At 67.9% G+C, this 14,600-nt stretch carries 15 protein-coding genes and 1 pseudogene; 14 read left to right on the top strand and 2 right to left on the bottom strand.

The genetic code is table 11. From position 1 onward, the window contains the following. The 8 genes and pseudogenes from QMZ26_RS19445 to recO form a co-directional block, all read left to right on the top strand. A pseudogene (locus QMZ26_RS19445) lies at window positions 1-245 on the top strand (anti-sigma factor); the annotation flags it as partial. Window positions 246-320: 75 nt separating this feature from the next. Next, window positions 321-1,856: a DegQ family serine endoprotease gene (locus QMZ26_RS19450; protein WP_283222415.1), complete on the top strand. Its 1,536-nt coding sequence runs from the start codon at window positions 321-323 to the stop codon at window positions 1,854-1,856. A gap of 180 nt (window positions 1,857-2,036) precedes the next feature. Beyond that, window positions 2,037-3,830, top strand: a complete 1,794-nt coding sequence (gene lepA / locus QMZ26_RS19455; RefSeq protein ID WP_079225334.1) for a translation elongation factor 4 — start codon at window positions 2,037-2,039, stop codon at window positions 3,828-3,830. A 54-nt stretch (window positions 3,831-3,884) separates the two neighbouring features. Further along, a complete protein-coding gene (lepB, locus tag QMZ26_RS19460; protein ID WP_079222750.1) occupies window positions 3,885-4,679 on the top strand; it encodes a signal peptidase I in 795 nt (264 codons plus the stop codon). 32 nt (window positions 4,680-4,711) lie between these two features. Then, a complete protein-coding gene (locus QMZ26_RS19465; protein WP_079222749.1) occupies window positions 4,712-5,095 on the top strand; it encodes a DUF4845 domain-containing protein in 384 nt (127 codons plus the stop codon). Beyond that, the gene (gene rnc / locus QMZ26_RS19470; protein WP_079222748.1) at window positions 5,085-5,765 is read left to right on the top strand and encodes a ribonuclease III; all 681 of its coding nucleotides are present in this window, start codon (window positions 5,085-5,087) and stop codon (window positions 5,763-5,765) included. The genes QMZ26_RS19465 and rnc overlap by 11 nt, the downstream gene beginning before the upstream one ends. Then, entirely contained in the window at window positions 5,762-6,658 is an 897-nt protein-coding gene (gene era / locus QMZ26_RS19475) for a GTPase Era (RefSeq protein ID WP_079222747.1), read from the top strand. Before rnc ends, era begins: the two co-directional genes overlap by 4 nt. An 18-nt stretch (window positions 6,659-6,676) precedes the next feature. Beyond that, a complete protein-coding gene (gene recO, locus QMZ26_RS19480) occupies window positions 6,677-7,396 on the top strand; it encodes a DNA repair protein RecO (protein ID WP_200734341.1) in 720 nt (239 codons plus the stop codon). A 576-nt stretch (window positions 7,397-7,972) separates the two neighbouring features. On the opposite strand, the gene QMZ26_RS19485 is transcribed toward recO, so the two are convergent. Further along, window positions 7,973-8,695, bottom strand: a complete 723-nt coding sequence (locus QMZ26_RS19485) for a response regulator (protein WP_200734553.1) — start codon at window positions 8,693-8,695, stop codon at window positions 7,973-7,975. Between the two features lie 128 nt (window positions 8,696-8,823). Here QMZ26_RS19485 and rlmD point away from each other — a divergent pair, with 128 nt between their 5' ends. Beyond that, on the top strand, window positions 8,824-10,158 hold the full coding sequence (gene rlmD / locus QMZ26_RS19490; protein ID WP_200734552.1) for a 23S rRNA (uracil(1939)-C(5))-methyltransferase RlmD: 1,335 nt from the start codon (window positions 8,824-8,826) through the stop codon (window positions 10,156-10,158). A gap of 1 nt (window position 10,159) precedes the next feature. On the opposite strand, the gene QMZ26_RS19495 is transcribed toward rlmD, so the two are convergent. Then, window positions 10,160-10,750, bottom strand: coding sequence for a hypothetical protein (locus tag QMZ26_RS19495; protein WP_200734551.1), 591 nt, complete (start codon window positions 10,748-10,750; stop codon window positions 10,160-10,162). A 92-nt stretch (window positions 10,751-10,842) separates the two neighbouring features. On the opposite strand from QMZ26_RS19495, the gene QMZ26_RS19500 reads away from it, so the two are divergent. The 5 genes from QMZ26_RS19500 to QMZ26_RS19520 all read left to right on the top strand — a co-directional run bounded on the left by QMZ26_RS19500 (window position 10,843) and on the right by QMZ26_RS19520 (window position 14,590). Beyond that, entirely contained in the window at window positions 10,843-11,328 is a 486-nt protein-coding gene (locus QMZ26_RS19500; RefSeq protein ID WP_079222743.1) for a CYTH domain-containing protein, read from the top strand. 40 nt (window positions 11,329-11,368) lie between these two features. Then, a complete protein-coding gene (locus tag QMZ26_RS19505) occupies window positions 11,369-12,061 on the top strand; it encodes a DsbA family oxidoreductase (protein ID WP_283222416.1) in 693 nt (230 codons plus the stop codon). Window positions 12,062-12,190: 129 nt separating this feature from the next. Continuing rightward, window positions 12,191-13,198 carry a beta-N-acetylhexosaminidase gene (gene nagZ, locus QMZ26_RS19510; protein WP_079222741.1) on the top strand — a complete coding sequence of 336 codons (1,008 nt, stop codon included), beginning with the start codon at window positions 12,191-12,193 and terminating at the stop codon, window positions 13,196-13,198. Continuing rightward, window positions 13,198-13,752, top strand: a complete 555-nt coding sequence (locus tag QMZ26_RS19515) for a hypoxanthine-guanine phosphoribosyltransferase (RefSeq protein ID WP_079222740.1) — start codon at window positions 13,198-13,200, stop codon at window positions 13,750-13,752. Before nagZ ends, QMZ26_RS19515 begins: the two co-directional genes overlap by 1 nt. Window positions 13,753-13,843: 91 nt before the next feature. After that, window positions 13,844-14,590 carry an S-methyl-5'-thioinosine phosphorylase gene (locus tag QMZ26_RS19520; protein WP_283222417.1) on the top strand — a complete coding sequence of 249 codons (747 nt, stop codon included), beginning with the start codon at window positions 13,844-13,846 and terminating at the stop codon, window positions 14,588-14,590. The last annotated feature ends 10 nt before the right edge of the window (window positions 14,591-14,600 follow it).

Here is a 14,600-nt window from a genome sequence, read left to right on the forward strand (position 1 = left end):
AGCGTGCGGTGGCCGCCGCGCAGCCGGCGCTGAGCCCCAGCGTCCCGGCCAGCAGCACCCGCCACCTGCCCTTCGGTGATGTCGGCAGCCTGCAGGCCCGGCCCTGGCCGAAGTCCAGCCTGGCCCCGGCCGCCGGCGGCGCGCTCAACGCCAGCTTCCCGACCTCGTCCGGTGGCGCCGCGTTCTACCCGTTCGAACCGCGCCTGCAGGAAGAACTGCCAGCGCCGCAGCGCCCGCGCGACTGACGCGTGCGGGCCCATGCCCCGCCACTGGCGGGGCCCTCCTTCCCCCTCTCCATCCGATCCGGAGGTTGCCGTCCGATGACTCACCGACTCCGCACGCAGGCCATGGGCCTGCTCGCCCTGACCCTGCCGCTGGTGGCCTGTGCCCAGCCCGCCGCGCCGACCGCACCGCAGGCGGCCCCGGCCGCCGCAGCCGCACCGCGCGCCCCGGCGCAGCCGCTGGTCAGCGGCCTGCCTGATTTCACCAACCTGGTCGAACAGGTCGGCCCCGGCGTGGTCAACGTCGATGTCACCATCGTCCGCAACAACCGCCAGGCCTCGCGCGGCCCGATGGGCGACGACGACATGCCTGAGTTCTTCCGCCGCTTCTTCGGCCCTGATTTCCCGATGCCGGGGCAGGGGCCGGGTGGCCAGGATGGCGGTCCCAGCATCAAGGGGCGTGGCATGGGCTCGGGCTTCATCATCTCGCCCGACGGCTACGTGCTGACCAACTACCACGTGGTGGCCGACGCCAGCGAAGTGAAGGTGAAGCTGGGCGACAGCCGCGAGTTCACCGCCAAGGTGGTCGGCAGCGACCAGCAGTACGACGTGGCCCTGCTGAAGATCGACGGCAAAAACCTGCCGACCGTGCGCGTGGGCGATTCGAACACCCTCAAGCCCGGCCAGTGGGTTGTCGCGATCGGCTCGCCGTTCGGCCTCGACCATTCGGTCACCGCCGGCGTGGTCAGTGCCGTCGGCCGCAGCACCGGCGGCCCGGACCAGCGCTATGTGCCCTTCATCCAGACCGACGTGGCGATCAACCAGGGCAACTCCGGTGGCCCGCTGCTGAACACCCGCGGCGAAGTCGTCGGCATCAATTCGCAGATCTTCTCCGCCTCCGGCGGCTACATGGGCATCAGCTTCGCGATCCCGATCGACCTGGCGATGAGCGCGGTCGAGCAGATCAAGAAGAGCGGCAAGGTCACCCGTGGCCAGCTGGGCGCGGTGGTCGAGCCGATCGATTCGCTGAAGGCGCAGGGCCTGGGCCTGCCGGACAGCCGTGGCGCGCTGGTCAACCAGATCGTCCCCGGCAGTGCCGCGGCCAAGGCGGGCGTGCAGCTGGGCGATGTCATCCGCTCGGTCAATGGCAGCACGGTCAACACCTGGTCCGACCTGCCGCCGCTGATCGGCGCCATGGCCCCGGGCAGCAAGGTCACCCTGGTCGTATACCGCGATGGCAAGCCGCGTGAGCTCAGCGCCACCCTGACCGCCCTGACCGATGACGGCCAGGACAATGCCCGCGGCCCGTCCGCAGCCAATGCCGACGCCGCACCGCAGACCGGCGCCAACGCCCTGCTGGGCCTGGACGTGACCGAGCTGAACGCGGTGCAGCGCAAGCAGCTGGGCCTGGAATCGGGCGAGGGCGTGCGCATCACCGGGGTCAAGGGCGAAGGCGCCCGCGACGCCGGCCTGGCCCCGGGCATGGTCGTCCTGCGCGTCGGCAATACCCCGGTCGGCAGTGTCGATGCGCTGAACCGCGCGCTGTCCGGCTACAAGAAGGGCGACGTGGTCCTGCTGCTGGTCCGTGCCAGCAGCGGCAACAGCGCCTTCGTGGCGGTCAAGGCCGGCCAGTAAGGCCTTCACGGCTGTCCCCGGGCGGCCCTGGTACTCCCCCGAAGCCCCGCCCCGGCGGGGCTTTGGCCATTCCGGGCCCGGTCCGATCAGGCTGCTTTCGCGGCAGAGGCCCGGGCATGCGATAATCGACCGTTACCCTGACGACGCCGCGCGCCGCCGCCACCTATGTCTTCTGATTCGATGCGGAACATCCGCAACTTCTCCATCATTGCCCACGTCGACCACGGCAAGTCCACGCTTGCCGACCGCATCATCCAGCTTTGCGGCGGCCTGCAGGCCCGCGAGATGGAAGCGCAGGTGCTCGATTCGAACCCGATCGAGCGCGAGCGTGGCATCACCATCAAGGCCCAGTCGGTCTCGCTGCCGTATGTAGCGAAGGACGGCCAGACCTACCACCTGAACTTCATCGACACCCCCGGCCACGTCGACTTCTCCTATGAAGTCAGCCGCTCGCTGGCCGCCTGCGAAGGCGCACTGCTGGTGGTCGATGCCGCCCAGGGCGTGGAAGCGCAGTCGGTGGCCAACTGCTACACCGCCGTCGAGCAGGGCCTGGAAGTGGTGCCGGTGATCAACAAGATCGACCTGCCCACCGCCGACATCGAGCGCGCCAAGGCCGAGATCGAGGCCGTCATCGGCATCGACGCCGCCGACGCCGTGCCGGTCAGCGCCAAGACCGGCCTGAACGTGCAGGACGTGCTGGAAGCCATCGTCCATCGCATCCCGGCCCCGGTGCCGCGCGATACCGACAAGCTGCAGGCGCTGATCATCGACTCCTGGTTCGACAACTACCTCGGCGTGGTGTCGCTGGTGCGTGTCATGCAGGGCCAGATCAAGGCCGGCGACAAGCTGCAGGTGATGTCCACCGGCCGCACCCACCAGGTCGACAACGTCGGCGTGTTCACGCCCAAGCGCAAGGTGCTGCCGGCGCTGCGTGCCGGTGAAGTGGGCTGGGTCACCGCCAGCATCAAGGACGTCCACGGTGCGCCGGTCGGCGATACGCTGACCCTGGCCGCCGATCCGGCTGCCAAGCCGTTGCCGGGCTTCCAGGAGATGCAGCCGCGCGTGTTTGCCGGCCTGTTCCCGGTCGACGCCGAGGACTACCCGGACCTGCGCGAGGCACTGGACAAGCTGCGCCTGAACGACGCCGCGCTGCGCTTCGAGCCGGAAAGCTCCGAAGCGATGGGCTTCGGCTTCCGCTGCGGCTTCCTCGGCATGCTGCACATGGAAATCGTGCAGGAGCGCCTGGAGCGCGAATACAACCTGGACCTGATCAGCACCGCGCCGACGGTGATCTATGAAGTCCTGAAGACCGACGGCACCATCGTCAACATGGACAACCCGGCCAAGCTGCCGCCGGTCAACCACGTCGAAGAGATCCGCGAGCCGATCATCCGCGCCAACGTGCTCACTCCCGAGGAGTACATCGGCAACATCATCAAGCTGTGCGAAGAAAAGCGCGGCAGCCAGCTCGGCATCAACTACCTGGGCAGCCAGGTGCAGATCAGCTACGAGCTGCCGATGGCCGAAGTGGTGCTGGACTTCTTCGACAAGCTGAAGTCGGTCAGCCGTGGCTACGCCTCGCTGGACTACCACTTCGTGCGCTTCGATGCCGGCCCGTTCGTGCGCGTGGACGTGCTGATCAATGGTGACAAGGTCGATGCGCTGTCGCTGATCGTGCACCGCAGCCATGCCGACCGCCGCGGCCGCGAGCTGTGCGAGAAGATGAAGGACCTGATCCCGCGCCAGCAGTTCGACGTGGCCATCCAGGCCGCCGTCGGCTCGCAGATCATCGCCCGCACCACGGTCAAGGCCATGCGCAAGAACGTGCTGGCCAAGTGCTATGGTGGCGACGTTTCGCGCAAGAAGAAGCTTCTGGAAAAGCAGAAGGAAGGCAAGAAGCGCATGAAGCAGGTCGGCCGCGTGGAAATCCCGCAGGAAGCCTTCCTGGCCGTGCTGCAGATGGACAACAAGTAAGCCCGCAGCGGCCCTTCGGGGCCGTTCGTCCGGTGACGTTGCAAAGGACCCTGAATGAAACTGTTTGAGATCCTCCTGGTCGTACTGACCCTGGCCTCGGGCCTGATCCTGCTGGCCGACAAGCTGTACCTGGCCAAGCGCCGGGCGCAGCGCGCGGGCCTGCTCGATACCGAGCCGGTGCTGGTGGACTACTCGCGGGCGTTCTTCCCGGTGCTGGTGGTCGTGCTGATCGTGCGCAGCTTCATCGCCGAGCCGTACAAGATCCCGTCCAGCTCGATGATGCCGAACCTGCTGATCGGCGATTTCATCCTGGTCAACAAGTTCTCCTACGGCCTGCGCCTGCCGATCTCCAACACCAAGTTCGTCCCGCTGGGCGAGCCGTCGCGGGGTGACGTGGTGGTGTTCCACTTCCCCGGCCACGGCGACAACGATCCGGCCAAGGGCGAGAACTTCATCAAGCGCGTCATCGGCGTGCCGGGTGACACCGTGGTCTTCGAAGGCGACGGCGTCATCCTCAATGGCGAGCCGCTGAAGTACGACAACAAGGGCATCTACGCCGGCGACAAGGGCCAGGGCGAGGGCGCCAACCTGCTGGTCGAGCACCTGCCGGGCCGCACCCACACCGTGCTGGAGACCGATTATCCTCGCGGCCAGGGACAGTGGACCGTGCCGGCGGGCAAGTACCTGGTGATGGGCGACAATCGCGACAACAGCGATGACGGCCGTTTCTGGGGCCTGCTGCCGGAAGAAAACCTGCGCGGCCGCGCGTTCCTGATCTGGCTGAACTGCCAGGGCTGGTTCTGCAAGGATGGCTTCCAGCCGTCGCGCATCGGCTCGGGCATCAACTGACTTCACATCCACGCGTATCTGGGGAGAACGCAATGAAGACGATGAACACGCAGCGCGGCATGACCCTGACCTCCTTCCTGGTGGTCCTGATCGTGGTGGGTTTCTTCCTCTACATCGGCATGAAGCTGTTCCCGATGTACCAGGAGTACTACGCCGTGCGCTCGGCGATGAAGAGTCTGGCCAAGGAACCGGAAGTGGGCTCCATGGCCCCGGCGCAGATCCAGGATCTGTTCTTCAGGCGCCTGTACATCAACTACTCGGAAAACGTGAAGCCGGCCAACGTCAAGTTCAACCGTCGTGACAACGGCTGGACCCTCAACGTCAACTACGAAGTGCGCCAGCCGCTGGTGGGCAACCTCGATGTGGTTGGCAAATTCGAATCATCCCAGGACCTCGTTCGTAGCGGTGCCCAGTAAATTCATCCAACGTGGTGACCTGATCGGTCACGTTTTCAGCGATCCAGCCCTGCTCAAGCAGGCGCTGACCCATCGCAGTGCCGGTGCGCCGCATAACGAGCGCCTGGAATTCCTCGGCGACAGCATCGTCAACATGATGGTCGCCGAGGCGCTGTACCAGCGCTGGCCCAAGGCCGACGAGGGGGCCATGACCCGCGCCCGAGCCGAGCTGGTGCGTGAAGGCGCCCTGGCGGTGATCGCCCGCACCCTCGAGCTGGGCGAACGCCTGACCCTGGGCCCGGGTGAACTGAAGTCCGGCGGCCACCGCCGTGACTCGATCCTGGCCGACGCCCTGGAGGCGGTCGTGGCCGCGATCTACCTGGATGTCGGCTTCGAGGCCTGCCGGGCCGTCGTGCTGCCCTGGTTTGCCGCCTCGATGGAGGCCCTGCCGGCCACCGGCCGGCCTGAGAAAGACCCCAAGACCCGCCTGCAGGAATGGCTGCAGGCCCGACAGAAGGCGTTGCCGCAGTACGAACTGGTGTCAGAATCCGGTGACGACCACGCCAAGCACTTCCGGGTACGCTGCAACGTCGCGGACCCTGCCGCCAGCACCGAGGGCGAAGGCCCCTCGCGCCGGCTTGCCGAACAACAAGCGGCTGCTGCCGTCCTAGAACAACTGGATTCCAAGTGAGCGAACAAACTCCCCATCATTGCGGCAGCGTGGCCGTCATCGGCCGCCCGAACGTGGGCAAGTCGACCCTGACCAATGCCCTGGTCGGCGCCAAGGTCAGCATCGTCTCCAACCGCCCGCAGACCACGCGCCATCGCCTGCTGGGTATCGCCACCTATCCGGAAGGCCAGCTGGTGCTGGTCGACACCCCCGGCCTGCACAAGGTGCAGAAGCGGGCGATGAACCGGGTGATGAACCGTGCCGCGCGCGGCTCGCTGGAAGGCGTCGACGCCGGCCTGCTGGTGATCGAAGCCGGTCGCTGGGACGAAGAAGACAGCCTGGCCTTCAACGTGCTGCGCGATGCCGGCATCCCGGTGGTGCTGGTGGTCAACAAGATCGACCGCATGAAGGACAAGGGCGCGCTGCTGCCGTTCCTGCAGCAGGTGACCGAAGGCCGCGATTTCTCGGCCGTGCACCCGATTTCCGCGCAGAAGCGCAACGGCCTGGAAGCCCTGGTCCGCGACGTGCTGGCCCTGCTGCCGGAAGCGCCGCCGATGTTCGGCGAAGACGAGATCACCGACCGCAGCCAGCGCTTCCTGGCCGGCGAGCTGGTGCGTGAACAGCTGATGCGCCAGCTTGGCGAAGAGCTGCCGTACGCCACCACGGTGGAGATCGAGCGTTTCACCGAAGACGGCAACCTGCTGCGCATCGGCGCGGTCATCTGGGTCGAGCGCGAAGGCCAGAAGGCCATCGTGATCGGCAAGGGCGGCGCCCGCCTGAAGGAGATCGGCGCCAAATCCCGCCTGCAGATGGAACGTCTGTTCGGGGCCAAGGTGTTCCTGGAAACCTGGGTGCGCGTGCGTGAAGGCTGGTCCGATGACGAGGCCGCACTGAAGGCCTTCGGCTACGAATAAGCCGCGGCGGTCGCTTCGATGCTGATCGAGGACGACACCGGGTTCGTGCTGCATGCACGGGCCTACCGTGAGACCAGCCTGCTGGTGGAGGTACTGAGCGCGCAGCACGGCCGCATCGGCGTGCTGGCGCGCGGCGTGTCCACGGCCAAGGGCCAGGTGCTGCGTGCGGCCCTGCAGCCGCTGCAGTGGATACGTTTCAGCGCCCTGCAGCGTGGTGAACTGGCCCAGCTGCGCGGCGCCGAGGCGCTGGACGCGGCCCCGCGCCTGGTCGGCCAGGCAATGCTGGCCGGTTTCTACCTGAGTGAACTGACCCTGCGCCTGGCTCCCCGCCAGGACCCGCTGCCGGAGCTGTACCTGGCCTATGGCGAGGCGCGTGCGCGCCTGGCGGTAGGGGCGGGGCTGGCGTGGACGCTGCGCCGTTTCGAGCGTGAGCTGCTGGCGGCGCTGGGGCTGGGGTTCGAACTGGACACGGCCAGTGACGGCCAGCCGGTGGACCCGGCGGCACGTTACGCGCTGGACCCGCAGGAGGGGCCGCAACGGTTGCTGAGCGAGCGCGGCGGTGAACGCCAGGCGGCGGCGACGGGTTCGGCGCTGCTGGCGCTGGCGGCGGACGACGAGCCGGATGCGGCAGACCTGGCCAGCCTGCGGCTGCCGATGCGGCGGGTGCTGTCCCATCACCTGGGGGCCAAGGGCCTCAAATCCTGGGAACTGCTCGAGCAGCTCACTCCCCGGAGGTAAGGGGGAGGGGGTTCGGCAGGGCTTGCAGCCCTGCACCTGCAGAATCAACGTCAACGTCAAAGGCCTGCATTCCGTGGGATGGCGGGGTGGGTCCGGTTGAGGGGGACGCTGCAAGTACGTCCATGTAAGCTCGGTCGCCGCATCCATGCGGCTCACGCCCCCTCAACCGGACCCACCCCGCCTTCGACAGTTCTCCGCGGTCTGTCGGAACGGCGTTCTGCTCTGGTGGGTGTCGATTCCCGCTGCTGTTGGTGGGTGCCGACCGTTGGTCGGCACGGTAGATCCACGCCATGCGTGGATGCGTTTCGATTTCAATTCGAAATATTCGATTCCGATTGAGAGTCATCCACGCATGGCGTGGATCTACTGGCCACCGGCCAACTGTCGAAGGCGGGGCACTGTGGGTTTGCGGGGTGTGAGCCGCATGGATGCGGCGACCAAGCCCCCATGGATGGGTTCACGGCGTCCCCGCAAACCCACAGTGCCCCGCCATCCCACGGAATGCCCGCTGTTGCTCTGGCCTTGGCCGTTGCCGTTGCATTGAGCAGGTGCAGGGCGCAGCCCTGCCGAACACCCTCAGTGCAGCAGGGCTGCCACCGCTGCCCGGAACCCGGCCTGCGCCGGCCCCGACTCCGGCGCATGATGCAGCTGCCGCACCGCACGCGCCAACCGCGCCGCACCCACAAACCCACAGCTGGCCTGCAGCCGATGCAACTGGTTGCGCAGGCTCGACGCGTCGTGCTGGTCCACCGCCTGCTCCACCGCATCGCGCACCCCCGGCAGTTCCGCCAGGAACAGCTCGCGCAGGGCGATCAGGTGATTGCGCTGGCCATTGAGCGCCGCCAGGGCCGCCGTCTCGTCCCAGTCCTCCACCACCAGCTCGATCGCTGCCGGCGGCGGGGTCGTGCCTGCGGGGCTGTTGACCAGTGCGCGACGCACCGCCTTCAGCAGCTGGTCGCGGCCCAGCGGCTTGACCAGGGTGTCGCTGAAGCCGGCCTCGCGCAGGCGCGCGTGGATGCTCACATCGCCATCGGCGGTATGGGCCAGGGCAGGCGTGTCCGGATGCGAGCGGCGCAGTTCATGCAGCAGCTGCGCGCCATTGCCGTCGGGCAGGTTGACGTCGATCAGCCACAGGTCATGCGCACCGGGTTCGGCGCGTGCCAATGCACTTGCAAGTGAGTCAGCGGTGTCCACATCCGCTGGTAACGTTTCCAACGCCGCCTTGAAAAAACCGCGGCTGATGATGTCATCCTCGACAAGCAGGAAGCGTGGCCGACTGGCCCGCGGGGTCATCTGCATCAGGGCTGCCTCCATGTCAGCTGCGTCCATCATCAATCACGGGAGCGGCGGGCGCAAGCGGCCATCGGGCCCCCGCGTCCCGGATCTGCGACAATACGCACCCATTTTTGCCCGCAGCCTGTTGCCACGTGGCCCGATCCCGCTCCCGCATCGACCGTACTCCGTTCCAGACCGAGATCCTCGACCTCAGCCATGATGGTCGTGGCGTCGCCCGCCGTGAAGGCGAGGGCGGCAAGGTCACCTTCGTCAGTGGCGCCCTGCCGGGCGAAGTGGTGATGGCTGAACAGACCGCCCGCAGCCGTCATTTCGACGAGGCGCGCACCGTCGAGGTGCTGCAGCCCTCGCCGCAGCGGGTGACCCCCAAGTGCCCGCATTTCGGCACCTGCGCCGGCTGCGTGCTGCAGCATCTGGACGAAGGCCAGCAGATCGTCGCCAAGCAGCGCGTGCTGATGGACAACCTCGAGCGCATCGGCCACGTGAAGCCGGGCGCCGTGCTGCCGCCGCTGGTCGGCGAAAGCTGGGGCTACCGCCGCAAGGGCCGGTTCTCGGTGCGCCGCGTGGAAAAGAAGGACAAGACCCTGGTCGGGTTCCGCGAGCAGGATCCGCGCTTCGTGGCCGATCTCAGCCAGTGCCTGACCGTGATCCCGGAAATCGGCACCAAGGTCGAGGCGCTGTCGACCTTCATCGAATCGCTGGATGGCAAGCGCGACATCCCGCAGATCGAGTTCATCGCTGGCGACCAGGCCGTGGTCCTGACCGTGCGCCACCTGCAGCCGCTCAGCGAGGCCGACCGTGAGGCCTGGGCCGCCTTCGGCCAGCAGCATGGTTTCGTGATCTACCTGCAGTCCGGCGGCGTGGACACCGTGCAGCCGCTGGACGGGCAGGGCGTGCCGCTGTCGTTCCGGCTGGCGCCGTGGGATGTCGAGCTGGCGTTCCGCCCGCTGGACTTCATCCAGGTCAACGCCAAGCTCAACGAGAAGATGATCGCCCATGCCCTGGACCTGCTGGAGCCGGGCGAGGACGAGCGCGTACTGGACCTGTTCTGCGGCCTGGGCAACTTCACCCTGCCGCTGGCCCGCCGGGTGCGCGAAGTGGTGGGCGTGGAAGGCGATGCCGGCCTGGTCGCGCGTGCCCGCGAAAACGCGGAGCGCAACGGCCTGGCCAACGCCCAGTTCTTCAGCGCCGACCTGACCCAGGACCAGCGCAGCACCGCGTGGATGCGCCAGGGCTTCGACAAGCTGCTGCTGGACCCGCCGCGTTCGGGCGCCATCGAAGTGCTGCAGCAGCTGCCGCTGAAGCAGTTCAAGCGCATCGTCTACGTCAGCTGCCACCCGGGCTCGCTGGCCCGCGATGCCGGCTATCTGGTCAACGAACAGGGGTTCACCCTGGTCAGCGCCGGCGCCATGGACATGTTCCCGCACACCGCGCATGTGGAAAGCATCGCGGTGTTCGAGAAGCGCTGAGTCACCCGGCCGGCAGCGGGTCCAGGCGCCACTGGTCGCCGATCCGCTGCAGGCCCAGCGTCATCTGCCCATCATGGCCACTGTCGAAGGCCAGCAGCAGGTCGCACTGCAGCTGGCCGCTGGCCTGGGCCAGGTCGCAGCCGTCCACGCCGGTCAGGCGCATGCCATCGAAATCGGCGCGCAGCGCTTCGCGTTCCGAGGCATCGGCACCGGTCGCGATCGCTTCCTCGATGCGGGCCTGCAGCTGCGGGGCCAGTTCTGCCAGCGGCGGCTGCGGTGCCTGCAGGCGCGTTGATTGCAGCCGCCAGCCATCGCCCTGCGGCGCCAGCCGCATCATCCGATGGCGCTGGTCCATGCCACGCTCGTAGCCCACGCTGCAGTCGACGGCGCCGTCCCCGGCCGGTACGCACCAGGGCAGCGCGTTCAAGCGCGGTGCGAACATCGCGGCGGCGATCTGGCTGCCCGTGCTCCTGCCCTGCAGTCCGGCTTCCATCTCCGACGCCAGCGCGGCCTGCACCTGTTGCAGGTCGGGCACGGGGGCGGCCACGGCCAGCGCGGGTGGGCAGCACAACAGCAGCAACAGACGGCGCATCGACCGGCATCCATGCAGGAGGGAGTGCCATTGTAGGTGGCCGCACCGCGCCGGGTACCGGCCTGGTCACAGGCATCGCGCATAATGGCCGCATGGGCATCGAAATCGAACGCAAATTCCTCGTCACCCACGACGGGTGGCGTGCCGCCGCGCACCGGGTGATCCCGATGGCGCAGGGTTACATCAACGACATGGGCTCGCTTGACCGCGGCACCCAGAACGCCTCGGTGCGGGTGCGCATCGAAGGCGACCACGCCGCGCTGAACCTGAAGTCGCGCACGATCGGCCACACCCGCCAGGAGTTCGATTATCCGATTCCGGTGGAGGATGCGCGGGCGCTGCTGGCGCTGTGCGTGGGTGGGCTGGTCGACAAGCGCCGGCACCTGGTCGAGCACGCCGGCCTGACCTGGGAAGTGGACGAGTTCCTCGGCGACAACGCCGGGCTGGTGGTGGCCGAAGTCGAGCTGGACAGCGCCGACCAGGCCATCGACCTGCCGGACTGGGCCGGTGCCGAAGTGACCGACGACACCCGCTACTACAACGTCGCCTTGGCCAGTCACCCCTATTCACAGTGGTGAAGCCCCTTTTTTCGTCCGCAGCGGTCCCCATGTCACCTGCATGAAGATCGATATCTACTCCGACGTGGTCTGCCCCTGGTGCTGGATCGGCAAGCATCGATTCGAGCAGGGTGTGCAGTTGCTGGGCGCCGATGCACCTGAACTCGACATCCAGTGGCAGCCGTTCCAGCTGGATCCGGATGCCGGGGACACCCCGGTGCCGCTGCGCGAGGCCTACGCCGCCAAGTTCGGCGGTGCCGAGCGCACCGAGCAGATCCTGGGCCAGACGCAGACCACCGCACGCGCCGAAGGCCTGCCAATGGACTTCAGCCAGGGCCAGGTGCGGGTGACCACGCTGCCGGCGCACCGGGTGCTGTGGCTGGCCGGCGAACATGGGGTACAGGACGCGGTGGGCGAGGCCCTGTTCCGCGCGCACTTCGAACATGGCCAGAACCTGGCCGACACCGCCGTGCTGGTGAAGGCCGGCGTGGCCGGCGGCCTCGACGGCGCCGAAATTGCCCAGATGCTGGCCTCCGACCGTGGCCTGGCCGAGGTCGAGGCCAAGCTGGCCCAGGCGCACGCACTGGGCATCTCCTCGGTGCCGACCTTCGTCATCGACGGCCGCTGGGCCATTTCCGGTGCACAGCCGCCCGAAGCGTTCGCCAACGCGCTGCGCCAGATCGCCGCCGAGCAGGATGCGCCCGCCGCCGCGGCCGGTGAGGAAGCCTGCGGCCCGGACGGCTGCAAGGTCTAAGCCCCCTGGGGTCAGATCCCCAAAGGGGCTCTGACCCCAACCTCCGTTTGCCCTGAACACTGCGCCTGCCGGCTGGTTCTGCGACAATGCGGCACTGCGCCATGCGGGCGCCCGTAGTGGAGATCGACCATGCTGCTGATCGGCGTTGCCGGCACTGAACTGACCGCCCAGGAACGCGAGTGGCTGCAGCACGATGCCGTGGCCGGGGTCGTGCTGTTCAAGCGCAACTTCGCCTCGCGCCAGCAGGTGACCGATCTGAGCGCGGCCATCCGCGCGGCCGCCCCGCGCCCGCAGCTGATCTGCGTGGACCAGGAAGGCGGCCGCGTACAGCGCTTCCGCGAGGGTTACAGCGACCTGCCGCCGCTGCAGGACATCGGCGCGCAGTACGCCAGCGACCCGCAGCAGGCGCTGGCCCTGGCCGAACAGCACGGCTGGCTGATGGCCAGCGAAGTGCGCGCAAGCGGCCTGGACCTCAGTTTCGCCCCGGTGGTCGACCTCGGTCGTGGCAACCGTGCCATCGGCAACCGCGCCTTCAGCGAAGACCCGCAGGTGGTGGCCGCGTTCACCGCGGCCTACGTGCGTGGCATGCACGCGGCCGGCATGGGCGCCACCCTCAAGCATTTCCCCGGCCACGGCACCGTGCTGGAAGATACCCACGTGGATACCGCCATCGACCCGCGCGGGCTGGATGAGCTGCGCGCGCAGGACCTGGTCCCGTTCAGTGCCGGCATTGCCGCTGGTGCCGACGCGGTGATGATGGCGCACGTGATCTACCCGCAGGTGGCAGCGGAACCGGCCGGCTATTCGCCGCGCTGGATCCAGGACATCCTGCGCGGCGAGCTCGGCTTCCGTGGCGTGGTGTTCTCCGACGACATCGGCATGGCCGCTTCGCACAGCGCCGGTGGCGTGCCGGCGCGCGTGCACGCGCACCTGGATGCCGGCTGCGATGTGGTGCTGGTCTGCCACCCCGAACTGGTCGACGAAGCCCTGCAGGCCGTGCAGGGGCGTTCACTCAATACCGCCGCGCTGCTGGGCCTGCTGGGCCGCGGCGCGCTTGGCTGGGATGGCCTGCTGGCCGATGCCCGCCATGGCGACACCCAATCCCGTTTGCTCCACACCCTTGGAAGAACCGTCTGATGCCGAACCTCACCATTTCCCAGGCCCTGGCCCAGGCCGACCTGCTGGTCGACCGTCCCACCATCGACAAGGCCATCGCCAGCATCGCCGACGCGATCGCACGCGACTACGAGGGCGAGGTCCCGCTGTTCCTGTCCATCATGCACGGTGCGCTGCCGTTCGCCGGCCAGCTGGCGCTGGAACTGGGCGCGCGCGGCCAGGACGTGCAGTTCGATTACCTGCATGCCACCCGTTACCGCGGTGAAACCACCGGCGGCGACCTGGTCTGGAAGCACAAGCCGGCCACCGCGCTGTTCGGCCGCCGCGTGCTGCTGGTCGATGACATCCTCGACGAGGGCTACACCCTGCAGGGCGTGCGCACCTGGTGCCTGGAACAGGGCGCCACCGACGTGCGCATCGCCGCGATGACGGTGAAGAAGCACGACCGTGGCCTGCCGGACGTCACCGCTGACTACGCGGGCATCGAACTGCCGGACCGTTATGTCTTCGGCTTCGGCATGGACGTCAACGAAACCCTGCGCTGCGTGCCGGCCATCTACGCGATGAAGGAATAAGGACTGGCCGTTCGCGGCCTGTCCTTGTCCTGTCCTGTCCCGCGCCGGCATCTTCGGGTGCCGGCGTTTGTCTTTTCCTGGAGTGCATTGCATGCAACAGATCGCCCTGGCCGTGATTGGCGGCACCGGTGTCTACAACCTGGCCAAGCTCGACGACGTGCAGACGCACGAGGTCGAAACCCGTTTCGGCCGTCCGTCCGGCCCGGTGCGCGTGGGCACGCTGCTGGGCAACCGCGTGGCCTTCCTGGCGCGCCATGGCGAGGGCCATTCGCTGCCGCCGCACAAGATCAATTACCGCGCCAACCTGGCCGCGCTGCAGCAGATCGGTGCGCAGCGGGTGCTGGCGCTGAACACGGTCGGCGGCATCGGTGACGATTTCGGCCCGCGCGTGCTGGCCTGCCCGGACCAGATCATCGACTACACCTGGGGCCGGATCAGCACCCTCTGCGAGGAAGAGGGCACCGACGTGGTGCATGTGGACTTCGGCCACCCCTACACGCCGATGCTGCGCAGCAAGATCCTGGCGGCGGCGAAGGTGACCGGCGTGAAGGTGCACGACGGCGGCTGCTATGGCGCCACCCAGGGCCCGCGGCTGGAAACCATCGCCGAAATCACCCGCATGCGCCGCGACGGCTGCGACCTGGTGGGCATGACCGGCATGCCGGAAGCCGCGCTGGCACGGGAGCTGGGGCTGGATTACGCCTGCCTGGCGATCGTGGCGAACTGGGCCGCAGGCTGTGGCGACGGCGAGGAGATCACCATGGCCGAAGTGCTGGCCAACGTGCAGGCCGCCAGCAACGGACTTCCGGAACTGGTCGGCGAATTGGCGCGGGGGTGATTGTCATCCT

This window comes from Stenotrophomonas sp. PFBMAA-4 (genome assembly GCF_030053215.1).
GTDB lineage: Bacteria > Pseudomonadota > Gammaproteobacteria > Xanthomonadales > Xanthomonadaceae > Stenotrophomonas.

What these genes read in the sequence shown, in the direction of transcription:
- QMZ26_RS19465 (WP_079222749.1), top strand. Translation starts at nt 4,712, where the DNA reads ATGAAGACGATGAACACGCAGCGCGGCATGACCCTGACCTCCTTCCTG.
- lepB (WP_079222750.1), top strand. Translation starts at nt 3,885, where the DNA reads ATGAAACTGTTTGAGATCCTCCTGGTCGTACTGACCCTGGCCTCGGGC.
- recO (WP_200734341.1), top strand. Translation starts at nt 6,677, where the DNA reads ATGCTGATCGAGGACGACACCGGGTTCGTGCTGCATGCACGGGCCTAC.
- QMZ26_RS19520 (WP_283222417.1), top strand. Translation starts at nt 13,844, where the DNA reads ATGCAACAGATCGCCCTGGCCGTGATTGGCGGCACCGGTGTCTACAAC.
- QMZ26_RS19515 (WP_079222740.1), top strand. Translation starts at nt 13,198, where the DNA reads ATGCCGAACCTCACCATTTCCCAGGCCCTGGCCCAGGCCGACCTGCTG.
- QMZ26_RS19500 (WP_079222743.1), top strand. Translation starts at nt 10,843, where the DNA reads ATGGGCATCGAAATCGAACGCAAATTCCTCGTCACCCACGACGGGTGG.
- QMZ26_RS19495 (WP_200734551.1), bottom strand. Translation starts at nt 10,750, where the DNA reads ATGCGCCGTCTGTTGCTGCTGTTGTGCTGCCCACCCGCGCTGGCCGTG.
- QMZ26_RS19450 (WP_283222415.1), top strand. Translation starts at nt 321, where the DNA reads ATGACTCACCGACTCCGCACGCAGGCCATGGGCCTGCTCGCCCTGACC.
- nagZ (WP_079222741.1), top strand. Translation starts at nt 12,191, where the DNA reads ATGCTGCTGATCGGCGTTGCCGGCACTGAACTGACCGCCCAGGAACGC.
- QMZ26_RS19505 (WP_283222416.1), top strand. Translation starts at nt 11,369, where the DNA reads ATGAAGATCGATATCTACTCCGACGTGGTCTGCCCCTGGTGCTGGATC.
- lepA (WP_079225334.1), top strand. Translation starts at nt 2,037, where the DNA reads ATGCGGAACATCCGCAACTTCTCCATCATTGCCCACGTCGACCACGGC.
- QMZ26_RS19485 (WP_200734553.1), bottom strand. Translation starts at nt 8,695, where the DNA reads ATGCAGATGACCCCGCGGGCCAGTCGGCCACGCTTCCTGCTTGTCGAG.